16 protein-coding genes and 1 pseudogene are annotated in these 19,872 nt (G+C 68.4%); 9 read left to right on the forward strand and 8 right to left on the reverse strand.

Annotation, left to right across the window (positions count from 1 at the left end):
* The first annotated feature begins 140 nt into the window (after window positions 1-140).
* From DESTE_RS13605 to DESTE_RS13645, 9 genes are all read left to right on the forward strand, one after another.
* A complete protein-coding gene (locus DESTE_RS13605; RefSeq protein ID WP_245590852.1) occupies window positions 141-2,843 on the forward strand; it encodes a PAS domain S-box protein in 2,703 nt (900 codons plus the stop codon).
* A 66-nt stretch (window positions 2,844-2,909) separates the two neighbouring features.
* Complete coding sequence (locus tag DESTE_RS13610; protein ID WP_035068177.1) at window positions 2,910-4,727, forward strand: methyl-accepting chemotaxis protein; 1,818 nt, start codon at window positions 2,910-2,912, stop codon at window positions 4,725-4,727.
* Window positions 4,728-4,802: 75 nt separating this feature from the next.
* The gene (locus DESTE_RS13615; protein WP_035068178.1) at window positions 4,803-5,168 is read left to right on the forward strand and encodes a response regulator transcription factor; all 366 of its coding nucleotides are present in this window, start codon (window positions 4,803-4,805) and stop codon (window positions 5,166-5,168) included.
* 101 nt (window positions 5,169-5,269) lie between these two features.
* On the forward strand, window positions 5,270-6,757 hold the full coding sequence (locus tag DESTE_RS13620; protein WP_035068179.1) for a PAS domain-containing sensor histidine kinase: 1,488 nt from the start codon (window positions 5,270-5,272) through the stop codon (window positions 6,755-6,757).
* 250 nt (window positions 6,758-7,007) lie between these two features.
* On the forward strand, window positions 7,008-7,820 hold the full coding sequence (locus DESTE_RS13625; protein WP_035068180.1) for an HD-GYP domain-containing protein: 813 nt from the start codon (window positions 7,008-7,010) through the stop codon (window positions 7,818-7,820).
* 279 nt (window positions 7,821-8,099) lie between these two features.
* On the forward strand, window positions 8,100-8,558 hold the full coding sequence (locus DESTE_RS13630) for an RrF2 family transcriptional regulator (RefSeq protein WP_035068181.1): 459 nt from the start codon (window positions 8,100-8,102) through the stop codon (window positions 8,556-8,558).
* A 414-nt stretch (window positions 8,559-8,972) separates the two neighbouring features.
* Window positions 8,973-9,713 carry an RrF2 family transcriptional regulator gene (locus DESTE_RS18085; RefSeq protein WP_156925366.1) on the forward strand — a complete coding sequence of 247 codons (741 nt, stop codon included), beginning with the start codon at window positions 8,973-8,975 and terminating at the stop codon, window positions 9,711-9,713.
* Entirely contained in the window at window positions 9,710-12,088 is a 2,379-nt protein-coding gene (locus tag DESTE_RS13640) for a PAS domain S-box protein (RefSeq protein WP_156925367.1), read from the forward strand. Before DESTE_RS18085 ends, DESTE_RS13640 begins: the two co-directional genes overlap by 4 nt.
* Entirely contained in the window at window positions 12,085-13,383 is a 1,299-nt protein-coding gene (locus DESTE_RS13645; RefSeq protein WP_051384473.1) for a hybrid sensor histidine kinase/response regulator, read from the forward strand. The genes DESTE_RS13640 and DESTE_RS13645 overlap by 4 nt, the downstream gene beginning before the upstream one ends.
* Here DESTE_RS13645 and DESTE_RS13650 read toward each other — a convergent pair.
* The 8 genes and pseudogenes from DESTE_RS13650 to tmcA form a co-directional block, all read right to left on the reverse strand.
* The gene (locus tag DESTE_RS13650) at window positions 13,380-13,661 is read right to left on the reverse strand and encodes a type II toxin-antitoxin system RelE/ParE family toxin (protein WP_035068183.1); all 282 of its coding nucleotides are present in this window, start codon (window positions 13,659-13,661) and stop codon (window positions 13,380-13,382) included. The genes DESTE_RS13645 and DESTE_RS13650 overlap by 4 nt on opposite strands.
* On the reverse strand, window positions 13,658-13,909 hold the full coding sequence (locus DESTE_RS13655; RefSeq protein ID WP_035068184.1) for a CopG family ribbon-helix-helix protein: 252 nt from the start codon (window positions 13,907-13,909) through the stop codon (window positions 13,658-13,660). Before DESTE_RS13655 ends, DESTE_RS13650 begins: the two co-directional genes overlap by 4 nt.
* Before the next feature lie 117 nt (window positions 13,910-14,026).
* Window positions 14,027-16,075 (reverse strand): hybrid sensor histidine kinase/response regulator, encoded by a 2,049-nt coding sequence (locus tag DESTE_RS13660; RefSeq protein ID WP_035068185.1) that lies wholly within the window; start codon window positions 16,073-16,075, stop codon window positions 14,027-14,029.
* A 413-nt stretch (window positions 16,076-16,488) separates the two neighbouring features.
* Window positions 16,489-16,884, reverse strand: a complete 396-nt coding sequence (gene divK, locus DESTE_RS13665) for a DVU0259 family response regulator domain-containing protein (protein ID WP_035070439.1) — start codon at window positions 16,882-16,884, stop codon at window positions 16,489-16,491.
* Between the two features lie 348 nt (window positions 16,885-17,232).
* Window positions 17,233-17,565 (reverse strand): annotated as a pseudogene (locus DESTE_RS18470) (response regulator); the annotation flags it as partial.
* A gap of 266 nt (window positions 17,566-17,831) precedes the next feature.
* The gene (locus DESTE_RS13670) at window positions 17,832-18,749 is read right to left on the reverse strand and encodes a universal stress protein (protein WP_035068186.1); all 918 of its coding nucleotides are present in this window, start codon (window positions 18,747-18,749) and stop codon (window positions 17,832-17,834) included.
* Window positions 18,750-18,754: 5 nt separating this feature from the next.
* A complete protein-coding gene (locus DESTE_RS13675; RefSeq protein WP_035068187.1) occupies window positions 18,755-19,321 on the reverse strand; it encodes a hypothetical protein in 567 nt (188 codons plus the stop codon).
* Window positions 19,322-19,406: 85 nt separating this feature from the next.
* A complete protein-coding gene (gene tmcA, locus DESTE_RS13680; protein ID WP_084559469.1) occupies window positions 19,407-19,853 on the reverse strand; it encodes an acidic tetraheme cytochrome c3 TmcA in 447 nt (148 codons plus the stop codon).
* Window positions 19,854-19,872 lie beyond the last annotated feature (19 nt).

Raw genomic sequence — 19,872 nt, forward strand, 5'->3', positions numbered from 1 at the left:
GGCGGCGGGGCCAGGAGCACCGGCCATGGCCGCATGAATGAAAGACGCTGTGTCAGGCCTTCTGCGTGCGCGTCTGGCACGCAGGGCCAACCCCGGCGAACACCGGACCATACCGGAGCAGACCGGAGCAGACCGGAGGCATGATGGACCACGCCGGACCACGCCAGACCACACCGGAGCAGACCGGAGGCATGATGGACCAGGGGCAGGTACGCATACTGCTGTTCGAGGACGACCCCGGCGACGCCAGGCTGCTCAGCCTGCTGCTTGCCGGGTCGGGCTTGCGGCATGCCATCGAGCGGGCGGAAACGCTGGCCGAGGGCCTTGCCCTGCTGGACGGCGGCGCATTCGACGTGGCCCTGCTGGACCTCAGCCTGCCCGACAGCCAGGGTTGGGATACCCTTGGCTCACTGGTCTCGCATGCGCCGGAACTGCCGGTGATCGTGCTGACCGGGCTCTCCAGCCCCAGCTTCGCCGAAGAGGCCGTGGCGCGCGGCGCGCAGGACTACCTGCGCAAGGGCGAGGTGGCCGAAGGGCTCATCGTCCGCACCATCCGCTACGCCATCGATCGCAAACGGGCGGAGGGCGCGCTGCGCCAGCACCGCCAGCGGCTGGAAACCATCATCAGCGCCAACCCGGACGGCATGCTGGTGGTGGACGCCGATGCCCTGGTGCGCTTCGCCAACCCGGCGGCGCTGACCATGCTGGGGCGCGAACTGCCAGAGTTGCCCGACCTGCCCGACCTGCTGGGGCAGCCTTCGCCCGTGCCGGTGCGCGACGACGAACTGGACCTGTGCGGCGACGGGGACAACCCGTGCCTGGTTGAGGTGCGCACCGCTCCGGTAACCTGGGACGACGGCCCGGCCACCCTGGTGGCCCTGCGCGACATCACGGCCCAGCGCCAGGCGGAACGCGCCCTGCGCGAGGCGGAACTGCGCTACCGCACCATCTTCGAGCATTCACTGGACGGAATTTCCGTCTACGAACACCGCGACGACGGCAGCGCCCCCCGGCTGGTGGACTGCAACCGGGGCTACGAGCGCATGGCCGGGCGCACCCGCGACGATCTGCGCGAGATGGACGACGTGCGTTCGTTGCAGGTGTTTCTGGGTGGGCGCAAGGCCCCCGATCCCTTCCGCGACGACGGCGGACTGCGCGGTCCGCAGAGCGCCGTGTATTCGTGGCTGCGGCCCGACGGGCGCGAGAACTGGATAGAATCGGTTTCCGTGCCCGTGCGCTACGGCGACAAGGTGCTGGTCTTCGGCATCGGGCGCGACGTCAGCCGTCGCCGCAAGCAGGAAGAGGCGTTGCAGCAGAGCGAGGCGCGCTTTCGCGCCGTGTTCGAGCATGCCCCCCTGGGGGTGTTCATCTCGGACCAGGACGGCAGCCTGGTCAAGACCAACCGGCTGTTCAACGTGCTGCACGGCTTTGCCGCGGCGGAACTGCCCCTGGGGCACTTTTCGGAGCTGGTGCACGGGCACGAGGCGGGCGACGTGCGCGCCCTGTTCGCGGAACTGCACCGGGGCGAGCGCAACGGCTTCTTTCTGGAAACGCAGCACCTGCGGCGCGACGGCACGGTCTTTCCCGTGCGGCTGGCCGTGGCGGCCATCCGGGGGCGCAAGGGCGACCTGCAATACGCAGTGGGCATGCTGGAGGACATCAGCGAGCGCCGTGCCGCCGAGGCGGAGTTGCAGGGGTATCGCGCCCGGCTCGAGAACATGGTGCTGGAACGCACCCGTGACCTGGAGCAGGCGTTGCGCACTGCGGAATCCCATCGGGAGAAGATCGACCTCATCCTGCGCTCCGTGTCCGAAGGCCTGCTGGTCACCGATCCGGGCCACCGGGTGGTGCTGACCAACCCGGCGGCGGAGGACATCCTGGGCCTTGCCGCGCCCGGAGACGTGGAGGGCGAGGCGGTGGTCGACCTCATCGAGGACGATCCCCTGCGCAAACGGCTGGTGCACTGTCTGGACGACACCATGGGCGGCGCGCCCTGCCAGTTCGGCTTTTCGCGCCCCACGGAAACGGGCGGCGTGCATCACTACACGGCCAGCACCTCGGAGGTGCGCGACGCGGGTGGCGGGCGGACCGGCGTGGTCACCGTGCTGCACGACGTGACCAGCGAACGCGAACTGGACCGCATGAAAAACGAGTTCCTGACCACCGCCGCGCATGAGTTGCGCACCCCGCTCACCACCATCCTGGGGTTTTCGGAACTGCTGGTCACCGGCGACGACATACCCCCCGTGGAGCAGCGCCAGTACCTTGGCTACATCAACGAGCAGGCCACGCTGGTTACCGGCATCGTGGCGGACCTGCTGGACATTTCACGCATCGAGATGGGCCAGGGCTTCAGCCTCAAGCGCAGGCCCTGCGACCTGGTGGCCCTGATCCGCCGCAAGGTGGCCGCGCACATCGTGGGCACGCGCCGCCATTCGTTCCGGCTGCTGCTGCCCGAAACCCCGGTCCCCGCCGTGGTGGATGCGGACAAGGTGGCCCAGGTGCTCGACAACGTGCTGAGCAACGCCGTCAAGTATTCCCCCGGCGGCGGCGTGGTGGAGGTGCGGCTGCGCCCCGGCCAGGGCGCGCACGAGGTCAGCGTGCGCGACAACGGCATGGGCATGAGCCCGGAACAGCTTTCACGGGTGTTCGAGAAGTTCTATCGGGGAGATGCCTCGAATACCGGCATACCCGGCACGGGCCTGGGCATGAGCATCGTGAAGTATCTCATAGAGGCGCATGGCGGCGAGGTGGCGGTGGAAAGCGCCAAGGACGTGGGCACCACCGTGCGCTTTACCTTGCCGACCGGGGGTAACGGGGCGAACGGGTCGAACGGAATATGAGCGGGCATGAGCCACGGGAGTCCAGGATACTTGGGGACTGGGGCCGCATGCCCCGAAGGAGACGCCATGACCGGCGAACGTGAGCGGCGTGGAGCATTCGGCATCAAGGCCAAGATCATGGCCATCGCCATCCTGGGGCCCGTGTGCATCGCGGGCGTCATGGCCGTGCAGCGCATCGGCGACATTCGCGAGGGCGCGCACGAGGCCATCCTGCAACAGAGCCGGGCCGTGGTGCTGATGGCCGAGGCCGCGCGCGACGAGATGTCGCGCAAGCTGGAGAGCGGACTGATACGCCCGTTCGCGGAACTGCCGCCCGACAAGGTGGTGGGTGCGGTGCCGGTGATCACCGCCATCAAGATGGCCAGGGTCAACGCCGAAAAGCTGGGCTACGAATTCCGCGTGCCCAAGATGCACCCCCGCAATCAGGCCAACGAACCCACGGACGTGGAGCGGAAGGTGCTGGACCAGCTTGCGTCCTCCGGCCAGCAGGAACTGGTCCTGCGCGAGCCGGACCACATCCGGTATTTCCGGGCCATCAAGCTGACGCGCGAATGCCTGTTCTGCCACGGAGACCCCAAGGGCGAGCGCGACGTGGTGGGCGGCATCAAGGAAGGCTGGCGCGAGGGCGAGGTGCACGGCGCGTTCGAGATCATTTCGTCGCTGGACGCGGTGAACGCCCAGGTGCGCCTGGCCGCCCTGACCGTGGCGGGCTGGGCGCTGGGCATCGTGATGGTGGTGGTGGCCTGCGCCTGGCTGCTGGCCAGCCGGTCCATCGCACGACCGTTGCAGCGCATCCGCGACGTGGCCGGGCAGGTGGCCTCCGGCGACCTGACGGCGGATGTCGAGATAGCCAGCCGGGACGAGGTGGGCAGCGTGGCCGAGGCCATTCGCACCATGACCGGCAACCTGCGCCGGGTCATCGGCGAGGTGATGGAAACCACCCACGGCGTCACGGCGGGCAGCCGTGAACTGTCCGAGACGGCGGTGAACATGGCCCAGGGCGCCACGGAGCAGGCCAGCGCGGTGGAAGAGGTGTCCGCCTCGGTGGAACAGATGACTTCGAACATCCAGCAGAATGCCGAGAACGCGGCCGAGACCGACCGCATCGCCCTGCGCTCGGCAGAGGACGCCCGCGAGGGCGGCCAGGCCGTGGCGCAGACCGTGCGGGCCATGAAGACCATCGCGGAAAAGATATCCATCGTGCAGGAAATCGCCCGGCAGACCAACCTGTTGGCCCTCAACGCAGCCATTGAGGCGGCCCGGGCGGGCGAGCACGGCAAGGGCTTTGCCGTGGTGGCCTCCGAGGTGCGCAAACTGGCCGAGCGCAGCGGCACGGCGGCGGCGGAGATCGGCGAGCTGTCGTCGTCCAGCGTGGCCCTGGCCGAGCGCGCGGGCAGCATGCTGGGCACGCTGGTGCCCAGCATCCAGAAGACGGCGGAGCTGGTGCAGGAGATCGCGGCGGGCAGCAAGGAACAGAGCGTGGGCGCGGAGCAGATCAACAAGGCCGTGCAGCAGCTCGATTCGGTGATCCAGCAGAACGCCTCGGCCTCGGAAATGATGGCCGCCACGTCGGAGGAACTGGCCGGGCAGGCCACGCAGCTGGCCCAGACCGTGGCCTTCTTCCGGCTGCCTGGGGGCGGCGGTGCGCCGCCCCTGTCCGTGGCCAGGACAGGGCCGTCCGGCATGTCTGGTCAGCCGGGGCCGTCTGGCCTGCCGGGCCGCAAGGGCGGCCCGGAGATACGCCGCCCGCAGCGGGACCACCCGCACGTCGCCATCACCGAGGATGGACTGCATGGCGAACGTCCCGCCAGGGCGGGACAGCCCGGCGTGACCCTGGACCTTGACGAGGCGGCCACGTCCGACGCCGACTTCGAACGGTACTGATGCCCGCTGGCCCGGAACCGCCTGTGCTTTTCCGGGCCGACACCCCGAATCTGCCGCATGCAAGGGGGATGTGCCATGAAACGGATACTCATCGCCGAGGACCAGTACGAGGTGCGTGAACTGGTGCAGGCCACGTTGCGAATAGGCAACTATCAGATATTGCAGGCCGAGAATGGTTTGCAGGCGGTGGAGATGGCCCGCCTGCATCGCCCGGACCTGATCCTGATGGATGTGATGATGCCCGGCGAGATCGACGGGTTGGAAGCCACCCGGCGCATCCGGGCCGACCCGGTCACGGCGGGGTGCCGGATCATCATGCTGACCGCCAAGGGCCAGACCCAGGACCGTGAAGAGGGGCTGCGCGCCGGTGCCGACGACTACTTTCCCAAGCCGTTCAGCCCGCTGGCACTGATCCGCAAGATCGAGGAGTTTCTGGGATGAACGGTGCGCGCGAAGGGACACTCCCTGAACATCCGGAACATCCGGAATCTCAGGATTGCCCGGTCTCCCCGGCCTCCCCAGGCTCCAGGGAACCCAGGGGCGTGCGCCCCGCCGTGCGTCCTGACGTGCGCCCCGCCGTGCACCCCGCCGTGCACGCTGACGCCGGGCCTGGCGCCAGGCCCGGCATCCCCAAGGACGACGGCCTCACGGGACAGGATGCGGCGCGGGCGCCGGATGGTCCCCCCTTTCGCCCGTCCGATTTCGCGGGGCTGGCCGAGTGCGGCGAGGTGTCCATGCAGACGGTGCGCTACGCCGAAGACCTGGCGGCGCTGTACACCGTGGAGCGGGCCCAGCGCGCGGAATTGCAGGCTGTCAACGAACGGCTGCGCGCGATCATCGATTCCATGGCCGACGGCATGCTTACGGTGGACGCGGCGGGCATGGCGGTTGCCGTGAACACGGCGGCCTGCGCCATGCTGGATCGTCCTCCGGCAGAACTGGAGGGGCGACCGCTGGTGGAATTGCTGGGCGAGGCGGGCGCGGCGGCGGTGTTGCCCGGGAGCGGGCACGGAGCCGACGCCTCCGGCGGCGCGGGGGCGGGCGGGGAGTCCGGGCCGTACATGCCTGAGCAGGACATGTACGGGGCGCGGGTGGTGGAACTGGATCTGCCCTCGCCCGAAGGCGTGGCCCGGCGGGTGGTGCGGGTGGCCACCTCGCCCATGCGCGACGGTGGCCGGGTGCTGGTGCTGCACGACATCAGCATGCAGCGCCGGGTGCAGCATCTGAAACAGGATTTCCTGGCCATCATCTCGCACGAGATGCGCACCCCGCTCAACGGTATCCTGGGGCTGGGGGACGTGCTGCTGGACGAGGCGCGCCGCCGGGGCGATTCCGACGCCGAGGAACTGCTGGGCCACCTGTTGCAGGCCGCGCGGCGCATGCACGCCATGGTGCGCGAGGTGGTGCGCTTTGCCGAGGTGCAGGGAGGCCGCGTGGAGGCTGCGGACGCGCCCGTGGAAGTATGCCGGGTGCTGGCCGGGGTGCTGGAGGAACTTTCCACCTTTGCCGCCGCGCATGGCGTGGTGCTGGGGCCGATGCCCATGTGCGGGGTGTCGGTGACGGTGCGCGGCAACGCGGGGCTGCTGCGTGAACTGTTCCTGCACGTGGTGCACAATGCCATTCGCTTCAACCGGCAGGGCGGCATGGTGACCCTGCGCTGTCGCCCTTCGCGTGACATGGACGGACCCGGCGGGCCGAATGGGGCAGAGGCCCAAGGAAGGCCGGGTGGTGCGGACGGGCCGGGGTGCGCGGCCCGCGAAGTGGTGGTGGAAGTGGCGGACACGGGCATGGGCATCGGCGCGCAGGAGCGCGAGCGGGTGTTCGAAAGTTTTTATCAGGCACAGGGGTACATGACGCGCAACCGCGAAGGGCTGGGCATCGGGCTTACCCTGGCCCGGGCCATCGCCCGCCTGCACGGGGGAGAGGTCACCCTGTCCAGCGAGGTGGGCCGGGGCACCACGGTGTCGGTACGCCTGCCTGCCTGTGTGGGGGCGCATGGTGCGCCCGCACGGGAAGCGACGACCGGATGACGTTTGGGGCGCGGCCGCATGCATGGGTGCCCCCCCATGCGTGCGGGCCGTTCGCCCACTCCGGGGCAGGACGGCGGACGGGGGGTTCGCCGTGCGGCCCACCCGCCCCGGAGTTGACCACCCCCCCCACCCCGGGCCGCGCCGGGTCCCGCGCGAGCGCACGCTCGAAGCCCGGCGCGGCCACAGGGAAGACGGGCGAGACCACCACGGCCCGGCCACGGGCAGAGGACGCACAGCACGGGAGGACGGCATGGCGCAAGACACCACGCACGATGATTCACGGTATCCCGAACGGAAACCTCCTGACGAGGCGGCGGAAGAGGCCTGCCTGGCCATGGAGGAAACGCGCGAGCAACTGCGCCTGGCCCACGGGCAGTTGCGCGCCTTCGCCGACGACCTGGGGCGTACCGTGCTCGACCTGCGCGCCTCGCGCGCGGAACTGGAGCGCTCGTACCTCGATACCCTGAACCGGCTCACCCTGGCCGCCGCCTACAAGGACGACGACACCGGCGATCACATCCTGCGCATGGCCTTCTACAGCGAAGGCATAGCCGCCGCGCTGGGCATGCACGCCGACGGGCTGCGCGACCTGCGCGTGGCCGCGCCCATGCACGACGTGGGCAAGATCGGCACGCCCGACGCCATCCTGCTGAAGCCGGGCAGGCTCACGCCGGAGGAGTTCACGGTGATGCAGCAGCACGCCGTCATCGGCGAGAAGATACTGTCGGCCTCGTCGTCGCGGGTGGTGCGCATTGCCGCCTCCATCGCGGGCACCCACCACGAACGCTGGGACGGCGGCGGTTATCCGCGCGGCCTTTCGGGCGAAGCCATTCCGCTTGAAGGACGCATCGTGGCCGTGGCCGACGTGTTCGACGCGCTGACCAGCAAGCGGCCCTACAAACCCGCCTTCGAATTCGACAAGGCCCTCGGCATCATGCGTGAAGGGCGGGGCAGCCACTTCGATCCCCGGCCGCTGGACGCCTTTCTGGAAATAGCGGGGGATCTGTGGGCCGCGCGGGAGGGGGTAAGTTCCACCCTGCGCACGGGTGAGCACGCCGGGTGAAAGGCCTGTTCATGTGGATCGGGCGAATCGGGCTGTGCGGCTGCACGTGGTGCGCGAAGAATTGTTTCATGCAGTTTCTCTTGCGGAACATTGTTTCGGATTGAAAACATCCAGGATGAGAATGATCCAATACAGCGGCGCTTCAGTGGGCACGTCGCAATGTCGGAGTGTGCCGATTTTGACTAATGGTGTTGAAGGGCGAGCGGGCATGGTGTAGGTGTACCGCAGCGGACGGGGTGCAACATCGCGCGCCGCCGCAACGGGAGACCCTGAAACAGCATGAAGCTCACCGCCAGAACGCGCTATGCGGCACGGGTGCTGGTTGCCCTTGCGGTGCACGGTACCGAGGGGCCGCTGACCACCACCGTGCTGTCGCGCCATACGGACATCAGCGTCCAGTTTCTGGAGCAGATACTCAAGGATTTGCGCCGCGCCGGGCTTACGGTCAGCGCGCGGGGGGCCATGGGCGGCCACCGGCTTGCCCTGCCGCCCGCCAGGATATCCCTGGGCACGGTGGTGCGGCTCATGGAGGGGGGCATCCGCATCGCGGAGCATTGCGAACTGCCCGCCACCCCCGGCGACAGGCTGACCTGCCTTGGCTGGACCCGCGCCGCCGATGCCGTGGAATCCGCGCTGGACTCGATTACCCTGGACGATCTGGCCAAGGGGCTGCCCGACCTGACGGACCACGACCTGCCGCATGACGGCTCTGCCCACGCGGACAGGCCGGGGGCCTGACGCTGTCCTTCGGCAGCCATCATCCTCTCTTTCCGCTGCGTCCACATTCCCCGATCTCTTTGGAAGACAATGGCGTCCCGCCCGTACAGGCAGGACGCCGTTTCATTTTCATGCAGCATGGCGCCCGTGATGCGGTGTGCCTTGCTGTATCCGTACCGGCGTATGCAATGTGGATTTTCAGCGTGGCAATCCGTTCAATCCGGATTGTCCTGATGGGGAGTGAATGCGTTAGCTGTGCGACGTTGTTGAATATACCATTGCGGTATGCTATGGTGCAGTGGTGCGCATGACGCATGCACCATTTCCCGCATGCATGTGGGTGGAGTGGATGCGACGTGCGCGGACGCGGCATGGCACGGGCGTGTGGGGCTTCGTGAAGGGCCGCGAGGAGATCGCCAACCGAGGGGGCAGGGCATGCGATTGCTGACCAACAGCCGCTACGGCACGCGGATGATGCTGGATATCGCCCAGCACAGCCGCCTGGGGCCGGTGCTGATGCGCGACGTGGCGCGCCGGCTGGATGTATCGCAGAAGTATCTGGAAAAGATCAGCCGATCGCTGAAAGAGGCAGGCCTGCTGGTAAGCCAGCGCGGGCCCAATGGCGGGCATCGCCTGGGGCGCGCGCCCGACGACATTTCCGTGGGCGACGTGGTGCGCGTGCTGGAAGGCGGTGCGGAAATGGTGGGGTGCGGTCGCGACGAAGAAAACTGCAGCCATGCCCCCGGCTGCCTCACGCGCATGGTCTGGAAGGAGTGCAGCCGGGCCATGTTCGCCCGGCTGGACGCCATTACCTTTGGAGAATTGTTGCGCTACGTGGACCAGGGGGTGAAGTTCGGCGACTGGTGCCCCGGCACCGTGGCCGAGCACCGCCGGGAGGCGGAGCGGGAACTGCGCGTCCTGAAAGGGCTTGCGGAACCGGCGGGCATGGCAGAACCGGCGGGCATGGCAGAATCGGCGGACGGCGGCTGGCAGGCGGCGGCGTGTGACGCTGCCAGTGCCGCCCAGCCCATCCAGTCTGCCCCATCTGCCACATCTGGGTTGTCCGCGCGGCCCGGAATGTCCGGCCCGCGACGGGTATCGGAGCCGTGCGAACCGGAAGGTCCGGCGGGTATGGACGGGCCAGCCGGACCGGAGAACCCGGGCGATCCGGCATGACCGGGTGGGTCCGGCGCCTGCGCGGCCTGCCGGGCGGCAGCCTGGCCGCCAAGGTTGTGGCGGGCAGCGGCGCGGCCCTGTTCCTGGGGGTGCTGGTGCTGTCGCTGGGCAGCATCCGCTACCAGCGCGAACACCTGCACGACGAACTGGCCGCCGGGGGCGACCGCCTGGGCACCACCATCCGCCTGGGCGCGCGCTACGCCATGATGCTGAACGCCCGCGACGAGATCAACCAGATCATCAGCGACGTGGCCCGCCAGAAAGACATCGTCTCCATCCGCATCTACAACAAGGAAGGCGTCATCAAGTTTTCGGGCGACCCGGACGAGGTGGAGCGCCGCACCAACATCCGCGACGAGGCCTGCGCCGCCTGCCACCGCACGGCGGAACCGCGCCAGTGGCTGGCCCTGCGCGAGCGCACCCGCGTGTTCACCGACCCGGATGGCCGCCGCCTGCTGGGCAGCCTTACCCCCATCATGAACGAGCCCGGCTGTTCGGGCGAGCCCTGCCACTTCCACCCGGCGGACAAGCTGGTGCTGGGCGCGCTGGAAGTGGTGCTTTCGCTGGAGGACGCGGAAACCGAGGTGCTGGCCTTCCAGACCCGGGTGGTCACCCTGGCGGCGGCGGTGTTCCTGCTGGGGGCCACGGCGGTGCATCTGTTCCTGCGGCGCTTCCTGACGCGGCCCGTGGCCCGGCTCATCGAAGGCACCCGCGCCGTGGCGCGCGGCGAGACGGTGGACCTTTCCGACGTGCGCCAGCAGGACGAGATCGGCGAACTGGCCGGGGCCATCACCCGCATGGACCGCGACATCACCCAGAAGCGGGCGGAACTGAACCGCCAGCGCGACGAGTACCAACGGTTGTTCGATCAGGTGCCCTGCGCCATCACCGTGCAGGACCGCAACCTGCGGCTCTTGCGCTACAACCGCATGTTCCGCGAGAACTTCACGCCGAAGCCCGGCGATTTCTGCTTTCAGGCCTACAAGGGCCGCACCGGCAAGTGCCCCAACTGCGCCGTGGAAATGACCATGCAGACCGGCCTGCCCCACTGCAGCGAGGAAAGCGGTTTCCATACCGACGGCAGCCGGGCGCACTGGATCGTGCACACCTCGCCCGTGTTCGATGCGGAGGGGAAGGTGACGGCGGCCATGGAAATGACCCTGGACATCACCGACCGCAAGGAACTGGAAGAAAAGCTGCGCCGCTCCGAGCTGAAATACCACGCCATCTTCAACCACATTCCCAGCGCCGTGTTCGTGCTGGACCAGCAGACCCTGGAAGTGGTGGATTGCAACTCCACGGCGGAAAAGGTCTACGGCTGGCCGCACGAGGAAATGAAGGGCCGTTCGTTCCTCGACCTGTTTCCCCCGGACGAGCGCGAGCGCTACGCCTCGCAACTGCGGGCCTTCACCGTGCTGAACCGCGCCCGAAACGTGGCCCGCGACGGCAGGCCCTTTCACGTGGACATCATGCTTTCCCCGGCGGAATACCTGGCCCGGCAGGTGTTGCTGGTGACCACCACCGACATCACCGAACGGCTGGAGGCCGAGCAGAAGGTGATCCAGGCGGGCAAGATGGCCACCCTGGGCGAAATGGCCACGGGCGTTGCCCACGAACTGAACCAGCCGCTGACGGTCATCAAGACCGCAGGGGGGTTCCTGCTGCGCAAGGTGACGCGCGGCGAACCCATCGACCCGGAAATCCTGGCCACCATGGCCCGCGAGATCGACGGCCATGTGGACCGGGCCAGCCGCATCATCGGGCACATGCGCGACTTCGGACGCCGGGCGGACCTGGCGCTGGAACGGGTGGACGTGAACGCGGTGCTGCAAAACGCCACGGAATTCTTCAGCCGCCAGTTGTCGCTGCGCGGCATCGACATCGAATGGCGGCTGGCCGAGCCGCTGCCCCCGGTCATGGCCGTGCCCAACCGGCTGGAGCAGGTGTTCATCAACCTTCTGCTGAACGCCCGCGACGCCATAGAGGAACGCAGCGAGAAGGAACCGGGCGCGCCGCGCCGCATCACCGTGGAGACGGTGGCCGACGACCGCCGGGTGACGGCACGGGTGTGCGACACCGGCGGCGGCATACCCCCGGCGCTGCTGCCGCGCATTTTCGAGCCGTTCTTCACCACCAAGAAGGTGGGCAAGGGCACGGGGCTGGGGCTTTCCATCAGCTACGGGCTGGTCAAGGAGTTCGGCGGGTCCATCCAGGCGTCCAACGTGGCGGAGGGCGGGGCGTGCTTCACCCTGCATTTTCCGGTGACGTCCAGAGCGATGGGGGCGATGGGGGCGGTGGATAGCGTGGGAGCGGGGGGGGCGGGAGGAGCGGATTCTGCCGCCAAACCGGTACCCGGTGAAGGGGGCGCGGCATGAGCGCGCCCCCATCCCAACGGCCACTCTTGCCCCTTTTACTTGTGGACGACGAGGAAGGCATCCGCACCGTGCTGGCGCTGCTGCTGACCGACATGGGCTGCGCGGTGCGCACGGCGGCGTCTGGCGCGGAGGCGCTGGCCGTGGTCCGCGCGAACCCGCCCGCCGTGGTGCTGACCGACGTGCGCATGCCCGGCATGGACGGCATCGACCTGTTGCGCGCGGTGAAGGCGGAATTTCCCGGCGTGGAGGTGCTGGTGCTGACCGGGCACGGCGACATGGAGCTTGCCGTGTCCAGTCTGCGCCATGGCGCGGGCGACTTTCTGACCAAGCCGGTGGCCCCGGAGGCGCTGGAAGTGGCGCTGGACCGCGCCCGCCAGCGCATGGCCCTGCGCGAGGCCCTGCGCCGTCATACAGAGGAACTGGAACAACTGGTGGCCCAGCGCACCCGCGAGCTGCTGCACGCCGAACGGCTGGCCGCCGTGGGCGAGACGGCGGCGGGGCTGGCCCATGCCATCAAGAACGTGGCGGGCGGGCTGGAAGGGGCCATGTTCGTGCTGGAAAAAGGGCTGGAACTGGACCGGCGCGACTACCTGGAACAGGGCTGGCGCATGGTGCGCGACGACGTGGCGCGGGTGCGCGATCTGGCCATGCGTTTGCTGGACATGGGCCGGGCAGCGGCGCTTGCCCCGCGCCCGTGCGACCCGGACGCCCCCCTGCGCGACGTGGCCCGGTTGCTGGCCCCACGCGCGGCGGCGGCAGGGGTGACGTTGGCGCTGGACGCCGGGGCCGGGCCGGAACCGGCCATGCTGGACCCGGACGCGGTGCATCGCTGCCTGACGGATCTGGCGGTGAACGCCATCGAGGCGTTCGAGGCGGATGGCGGGGTGGTTGGGGGGCAGAACGGCGAACAATCTGCCGATGACGACACGAACGTCATCCGGCAGGTGCTCCTGCGCAGCCGCCGGGTGGCGTTGCCCGACGCAGCGGGTGGTGATGCCGCACGAGCCGGGGAGGCTGGGGCTGTCAGCGTGCCCGGCATCGAATACGCGGTGGAGGACAACGGCCCTGGTTTTCCTGAACAGGTCGGGCAGGAGCAGGCGGGCAGTGCACCCTCAGACGACTTTGCCGCCTTCGTTTCCGCCAAGCCGGGCGGCAGCGGCGTGGGCCTCATGGCCACGCGCAAGCTGGCCCGCGAGATGGGCGGTGAACTCGAGTTTCACCGTGCATCGCAGGGCCACGGGGTGCGGGCGGTGCTGCGGGTGAGGACCGGAGAGTGGCCGGGGCGGATGCCCTAGGCTGGCGGCCACGCCCTGCGGGTATGCAGCACGCGGATGACGTCGATGTCGTGGGTTCCGGCGGCAGCGTACACGATGACATAGGGCAGGTCGGCGAGTCGCAGTTCACGGGTGCCCGCAACGCGACCCGGCCTGCCCCGCGCGGGCAGCGCGGCCAGCGATTCCACGGCGGCGACGATGCGGGCGGCCACGGAAGACGCAACCTCCGGCGAATCCAGCCGGATGAAACGCACCGCTTCCACAAGGTCGTCAGCAGCGGATTCCGCCCAGCGGATCACCGGGCGGCCCGGTCAGGGTCAACGCCAAGCGCGGCAAGGCGGTCGCGGACGTCCCCGTGCGCAACGGTGCGCCCGGCGGCGAGGTCGGCCTGGCCCTTGCGGACTTCCTCATGGAACCATGTCTCGTGGGCCAGGTACTTGGCCAGTGCGTCCTGAATGATCCACGCCCGGCTGCGGCCCAGGGCCTGGGCCATGCCGTCGATGGAGGCGAGGGTGGCTTCGTCAAGCCGGATGGATGTGGGCTTCATGGCAAACTCCGTGTAGTCTTGATGACTACATATGCCGTGCCCGCCTGCCGCGCAAGTGCCGATTGCCGACGGTGCCTAGTCCCTTCAGTGGCAACGCCGTTTCATCCACACTGGCGGTCATGCGTCGCTGGCATGCCGTTCCCCTTCCTCCCCATCCCCCCGCCTTACCGCGTCCGGCAGGCGGCGCGGCAGCGACACGGTGAAGGTGCTGCCCTCGCCGGGTTCGGAGGCCACGGCAATGTGCCCGCCGTGCTGCCGTACCACCTGGCTGGCCACGAACAGGCCGATGCCCGTCCCCGCGGTGCCCTTGGACGAGAAGAACAGGGTGAACAGCTTCTCGCGGGTTTCGCGGTCCATGCCGGTGCCGTTGTCGATGATGGTGAAGGTCACCTCGTCCGGCGTGCCGCGCACCCGGAAGGTGACGGCGTGGTCCTGCTTGCGGGTGTCCGCCGCACAGGCTTCCACGGCGTTTTCCAGCAGGTTCACCAGCGCCGACGACAGCGCCCCGGTGTCCCCCTCGAAGGTGCCGAGGTCGGTCGTGTCGCCGGTTGCGCCAGCCTCCGCTCCCGTCGTCGCTTCCGTTCCCGGCCCGGTTCCTGATCCGGTTCCCGGCCCGGTCGCCACGAAATCGCGCACAAAGCGCACCCCGCGTTCCGTGGCCTTGGCCTCCACCAGCGCTGCCGTTTCTTCGGCAAAGGCGCGGGTGACCACCACTTCCCAGTTCAGTTCGCGGTTCTTGGCGTAGTACAGAAGGTCCAGCACCATCTTGCGCAACCGGTCCACCAGGTGGCGGATGTCCTGATGGCTGTCCTGCACCCGCGCCGCGTCGCCGCGCGCGATGCCGCTGCCAAGGCGGTACACCCCGCCGTCCAGCGCGGTGAGCAGCCCCTTGATGCCGTGCGCCGTGGACCCCAGCAGCAGCCCCAGTTGCGACAGCCGGTCCTGCAGACGGCGCAGTTCGGTGATGTCCGTGGACATCTCCATGACCTCGGTGATGGCGCCCTCGGCGTCGCGCAGGGGGGCCGTCCACACCAGCACGTTGACCTGCCGCCCGTCGCGCGCGGTGACCACGGTTTCCGCCTGATGGGGCCGCCCGTCGTCAAAGGTGCGCCCGGCAGGGCAGCCGGAACAGGGGGCCAGACGGTGGGCAAAGGCGTCGTGGCAGCGGCGGCCGGTGGGGTCGCCGAAATCCTCGCGGTATCTGCGGTTGGCTTCCACCACGCTGAAGTCGCGGTCCATCACGGCCACGTAGCAGGGCGATTCGTCGAACAGCTGGCGGAACCGTTCGCGGGTCAGGCGCAGGTCTTCGCGCAGGCGGCGCACCTCGGAAATGTCCACCGAAAGCTCCAGCACCAGTTCCACCTCGCCGTCGTTGCCGTAGATGGGCGCGGTGTTCACGATGACCGGTATCTCCTGCCCGTTCCTGCCCAGCAGTACCTCGTTGGAGCGGAACCCCTCGCCCGTTTCCAGCACGCGCATCACCGGGCACAGCCGGTCGCCGGGGCCGCGCCCGGCGTAGGCCTCCCAACTGCGGCTGCCGATGCGGTGGCCCAGGCGTTCCTTGTACAACTGGTTGGTGGAAACGATTTCGAGGTCGGCGTTGTGCACGGCCACGAAGCAGGGCAGTTCGTTGAACAGTCCGCCGTCGTCCAGGGCGCTGCACAGTGAACGGATGCCGCTGGCAATGCCGTCCATGACCTGCAACGCGGCCAGTTGGCGTTCCGCCTCCACCAGTCGGGCCGACTGGTCGCGCACCATCTGCTCCAGGTTTTCGGTGTACCCGCGCAGGCGCTGGCGCATGGAGATGCGTTCCTCGGCGCGGCGCAGGGCCACTTCCAGCATGTCGTCGTTGACGGGTTTGGTGAGAAAGTCGGTGGCGTCGCGCTTCAGGCTCTGGATGGCCAGATCCATGTCGCCGTGGCCGGTCAGCATGATGACCTCCACCTCCGGGTCGGCGGCCTTCAGGCGTTCCAGCAGGTCCAGCCCGGACAGGCCGGGCATCTTGATGTCGGTGAGCACGATGTCGGGCCTGCGCTCGGCGAACCGGGCCAGGGCCTCTTCGCCGCTGGCGGCGGTGGTCACGTCGTACCCCGCGTCGGCAAGCGAGATGCCGAGCACGGTGCGGATGCCTTCCTCGTCGTCCACCAGCAGGATCGATGCGCCCATGCGCGGCTCCTCTGAATCCGGTTCACGGTCGGGGGCACGGTCCCTGTGTCGTGCGTGCGTGCCCGGACGCGGTCATCGGGAAAGGGAGGGGGAGGTCCCGGTATTGTCGTGCCCCGGGCGTTGTCGCTCTCCCGGCGAGCGGCGGGCATGCGCGGGGCGGGCGCCACCCGTGGCGGATTGTTTCATGCTGTGCAAAAAAGAACAAGGACGGGCCGCCGGGGAGGGCATTGCCCGCCCCGGCGGTACGTGGCGCGTGGCATGTGGCACGACATGTCAGCAACAAGCGCGTGCGTGGTCCGGCGAACGGTATGCGTGCCCGAGCGGACGGCATGCGCCGCCGACGCGGGCCGCAATGCCTGCCGTCGGCGACCAGCCGCCGGCTGATCCCTGTCGTGCCAGTGGTAACTGCCGCGCTACTGGTGAGTCACTGGCGCTTCCGCCGCCAGTTCCCCGCGTTTTTCCAGCGTTTCGCGGATGATTTCCAGCAGGCGGTTGGGGTCGAAGGGCTTTTTCAGCGACGCCACGGCGTTGCGAATGGCCAGGTGGATGCCCGACAGCCCGCTGATGACGATGACCGGTGTGTCGCGAAAGGCGTCTTCCTTGGTCATCTTGCGGTAGAAGCGCGGGCCCCACTCGTTGGGCATTTCCAGGTCCAGCGTCACGAGGTCGGGCCGCTCGCGCTGCAGCACCTCCAGCGCCTCGCTGCCGTCCGAGGCAGAGCAGGTGGCGTACCCGTTGTCGGAAAGGATATCCACCATGTACTTCACGATGTAGGGGTCGTCGTCCACGACCAGTATCTTGTACGGCATGCGCTCATTCTCCTTGGCGTCGTGCGTGGCGGCGCGCGGTGACGCCGTTGCCTGCCCTGTCTTCCGGGGTATTCCGTCCGGGGTCGCCCCGGTTCCGTCCTGTTTCGTCCATGCTGCCTGTTCTGCCCGTCCTGCCCGTCCTGCCCGTCCTGCCCGTTCGGGCCGTCCTGCCATTTCCGGCGTTCCGTTTCCGGCTGCGTTCAGCGCCCGGTGGGCCAGTTCCAGCAGCCTGTCGGGCCGGGGGGGCTTTTCCACGTAGGCGAACGGCTCGTTCACCTCCGCGTCCCTTCCACCCCCGTCCGCAGCCTGGCACATGGACAGCCCGTGGGCAAAGGTGGCCCCGCCCACGCCGGACAGCATGATCACCGGCACGGAACGCAGGGCGGGGTCGGCCTGCATGGCGCGGTACATGGGCAGGCCCCCGCCGCCCGGCATCATCACGTCCAGCACCACCAGGTCGGGGCGGCGCTTGCGGGCAGTTTCCAGACCCTCCGCGCCGTTGCGGGCTGCCACTGCCTCGTGCCCGTCGGTTTCGAACAGGGCCTTCAGGAAGAACCGGAACGACAGGTCGTCGTCCACCACCAGCACCAGCGCCATGGGCCTACCCGCTCGGTTGTTTTTTAGAAGGGCTGTTTTCAAATTAGGTTTTTCGTTCGTTGGCAAGGAAAACAAGCCCGCCATGAGGGAGTGCCTCAGCCGTTATGCGAGTCTTCGAGCATTACGGCTGAGGACCGCAACGCGTACTCTTCTCGTATTCGACCGAGCCCTAGCCGTTAGGCGAGCGCATAGCGCGAGTCTTACGGATAAGGACAGCAAAGCCTTGGCGGGCGAAGTTTGACCACTCTGCGCTCTCGATGCCCGTAAAACTCGCAGGCTCGTTTAACGGGCACGCTACGCGCCCTTCGGGTCGGTCAGCCAACGGGCGAAAGGACAATTTGAAACAGCCCCTAGGCTACCCGTTCTTCATGGGTGACACTGGCCACCGGACAGGCGGAGCGCAGCACCACCTGCTCCACGGTGGACCCGATTTCCGCGTCCTCGGCGGGAACATCCCTGGCGTGGTGGGCCATGACGATGAGGTCCGCCTTGCGGTCGCGGGCGTACTTCAGGATTTCCACATACGGCGTGCCTTCCCAGATTTCCACCTGGTAGTTGTCGTAGTCGGTCATCTTGCTCACGTACCTGTCCTGCATCTGCTTGCGCGCCCGCTCCAACTGGCGTTCGATCTCGGCCTGGCTGGGGTACAGCCCGGAACCGCCAAGGTCGCTGGCGTGGAACAGGTACAGCTTGGCGCCCACCTCGCGCGCGGTCTTGTAGGCAAACTGGAAGGCCGCGTCGGCGGGCTTGGAGAAGTCGGTGCTGAAGACGATGTTCGAGAACATGTGCCAGCAGGTGTTGCAGGGCCGGTTGACGATCAGCACCGGACAGCGGGCGGACTTGGCCACCTTCTGCATGGTGTTGCCGATGATGGAACGCACCCGCGAGGCGGCGGCGTCCTCGTCGCGCCCGTGCGCGCCCATGACGATCAGGTCCACCCCTTCCTGCCGGGCAAAGCGCAGGATTTCGGTGTGCGGCACGCCCACGGCCAGTTGCAGCGCGGCGTTGGGCGGGCCGAATTCCTTGAACTGGGTCTCGTAGACGTGCTTCAGTTCCTCGGTGACCCATTCGCGGTAGTCCGCGTCGGCCACTTCTTCCTCGCCCGACTTCAGGTCGCGCACGTACTGGCCGAAGCCGCGCGTGGGCACCCCCAGCACGTGGAAGACGTACAGGCGCGCCTCGTTGCGCCGGGCCAGTTCGAAGGCCACCTTGGCCGCGTTGTCGCATGCCGGCGAGGCCGACGTTGCAAAGAGGATCTTACCGAACATGGCGTTTACCTCCGTAGGCTGCAGTGTCTGGCGCCGCCCTGGAAGCCGAGCTCCCATGCGAGGCCCTCGATGACTTCGAACAGGCTGAAGGTGGTCTCGCAGTCGAGCACCCGCGTCCTGTCCCCGAAAACCACGTGTCGCAGGCCGCCCAGCGAGAGCGGCAGATCCAGAAGGGCGTCGAGAGGGATGAACCTGATTTCGTGTTCCGTTTCGCCGTCGCGGCCGCAGGGGCTGCCCGCCCCCGGCGCGAGAGCCCGCAAGGAAAGGTAGATTTCCGCGCGCGGGCCGCCGGGGTAGCCGATGAGGTCCACCGTCTTGCGCAGGGCAAGCCCGGTCAGCCCCTCGGCCCGGCAGTCTTCGGCCGGGCAGCGGGCCGCCTCGGCCACGGCGGCGGGCAGGAACGGGCCAAGGCGTTGCAGTTCGGCGTGCCGGGTCAGCAGGGCGAAGAACGTGCGCAGCGTGCAGCCCGCGTCCAGCACCGCCGCCAGCCGCAGGCAGGGCAGCGGATCGGCGTGGGTGCTTCCGTCGGGGGCGCGAAGCGTTCCGTCGGGGGCAAGGTGCACGGTGTCCATGTATTCTCCGGGGTGTTCTCCGTCCGGTGTGACGCAGGATGCCGCAGGGGGCCGGTTACCGTTGTTGCCGTGTTGCCGTTGCGTCTCAGACCTTGGTGTGGCAGCCGCCGCAGGTGGTGGGGCCCTTGCCCTGTTCCTTGTGGCAGCCCATGCACTGGCGGTGGTAGGCGCGTTCCAGCGGGGTGCCCTTGCCGCTTTTGCCGCCATGCGCGGAATGACAGTCGGCGCAGGGGGTGCCCTCGGACGTGGCGGCCGTGGCGTCGCGCCGTCCGTCCTCGGTGGTGCCGTGGTGGCAGGTGCCGCATTCGTCGATCCTGGCCTTTTCGTTGTGCGTGTCGTGCACGAACCGGGCGGCGGGGCGCGACTGCGGGGCCAGGGCTTCCGGGGCCAGGTGCTTCATGTCTTCCTGCGCCGGGGCCATGGCCACGGGCGGCAACAGCAGGAACAGCAGCGCGGCGGCCAGGATCGCGGTCACGATCGCCAGTTGGCTTGCCATGCGGTTTGCCTGCGGCAGGGAACGTGGTGCCTTCATCGGGTGCTCCTTGCCGTGC

It is taken from the genome of Nitratidesulfovibrio termitidis HI1, from assembly GCF_000504305.1.
GTDB classification, from domain to species: domain Bacteria; phylum Desulfobacterota; class Desulfovibrionia; order Desulfovibrionales; family Desulfovibrionaceae; genus Cupidesulfovibrio; species Cupidesulfovibrio termitidis.

What these genes read in the sequence shown, in the direction of transcription:
- DESTE_RS18085 (WP_156925366.1), top strand. Translation starts at nt 8,973, where the DNA reads ATGCGATTGCTGACCAACAGCCGCTACGGCACGCGGATGATGCTGGAT.
- DESTE_RS13645 (WP_051384473.1), top strand. Translation starts at nt 12,085, where the DNA reads ATGAGCGCGCCCCCATCCCAACGGCCACTCTTGCCCCTTTTACTTGTG.
- DESTE_RS13675 (WP_035068187.1), bottom strand. Translation starts at nt 19,321, where the DNA reads ATGGACACCGTGCACCTTGCCCCCGACGGAACGCTTCGCGCCCCCGAC.
- DESTE_RS13670 (WP_035068186.1), bottom strand. Translation starts at nt 18,749, where the DNA reads ATGTTCGGTAAGATCCTCTTTGCAACGTCGGCCTCGCCGGCATGCGAC.
- tmcA (WP_084559469.1), bottom strand. Translation starts at nt 19,853, where the DNA reads ATGAAGGCACCACGTTCCCTGCCGCAGGCAAACCGCATGGCAAGCCAA.
- DESTE_RS13660 (WP_035068185.1), bottom strand. Translation starts at nt 16,075, where the DNA reads ATGGGCGCATCGATCCTGCTGGTGGACGACGAGGAAGGCATCCGCACC.
- DESTE_RS13625 (WP_035068180.1), top strand. Translation starts at nt 7,008, where the DNA reads ATGGCGCAAGACACCACGCACGATGATTCACGGTATCCCGAACGGAAA.
- DESTE_RS13630 (WP_035068181.1), top strand. Translation starts at nt 8,100, where the DNA reads ATGAAGCTCACCGCCAGAACGCGCTATGCGGCACGGGTGCTGGTTGCC.
- DESTE_RS13615 (WP_035068178.1), top strand. Translation starts at nt 4,803, where the DNA reads ATGAAACGGATACTCATCGCCGAGGACCAGTACGAGGTGCGTGAACTG.
- DESTE_RS13655 (WP_035068184.1), bottom strand. Translation starts at nt 13,909, where the DNA reads ATGAAGCCCACATCCATCCGGCTTGACGAAGCCACCCTCGCCTCCATC.
- DESTE_RS13640 (WP_156925367.1), top strand. Translation starts at nt 9,710, where the DNA reads ATGACCGGGTGGGTCCGGCGCCTGCGCGGCCTGCCGGGCGGCAGCCTG.
- divK (WP_035070439.1), bottom strand. Translation starts at nt 16,884, where the DNA reads ATGCCGTACAAGATACTGGTCGTGGACGACGACCCCTACATCGTGAAG.
- DESTE_RS13605 (WP_245590852.1), top strand. Translation starts at nt 141, where the DNA reads ATGATGGACCACGCCGGACCACGCCAGACCACACCGGAGCAGACCGGA.
- DESTE_RS13610 (WP_035068177.1), top strand. Translation starts at nt 2,910, where the DNA reads ATGACCGGCGAACGTGAGCGGCGTGGAGCATTCGGCATCAAGGCCAAG.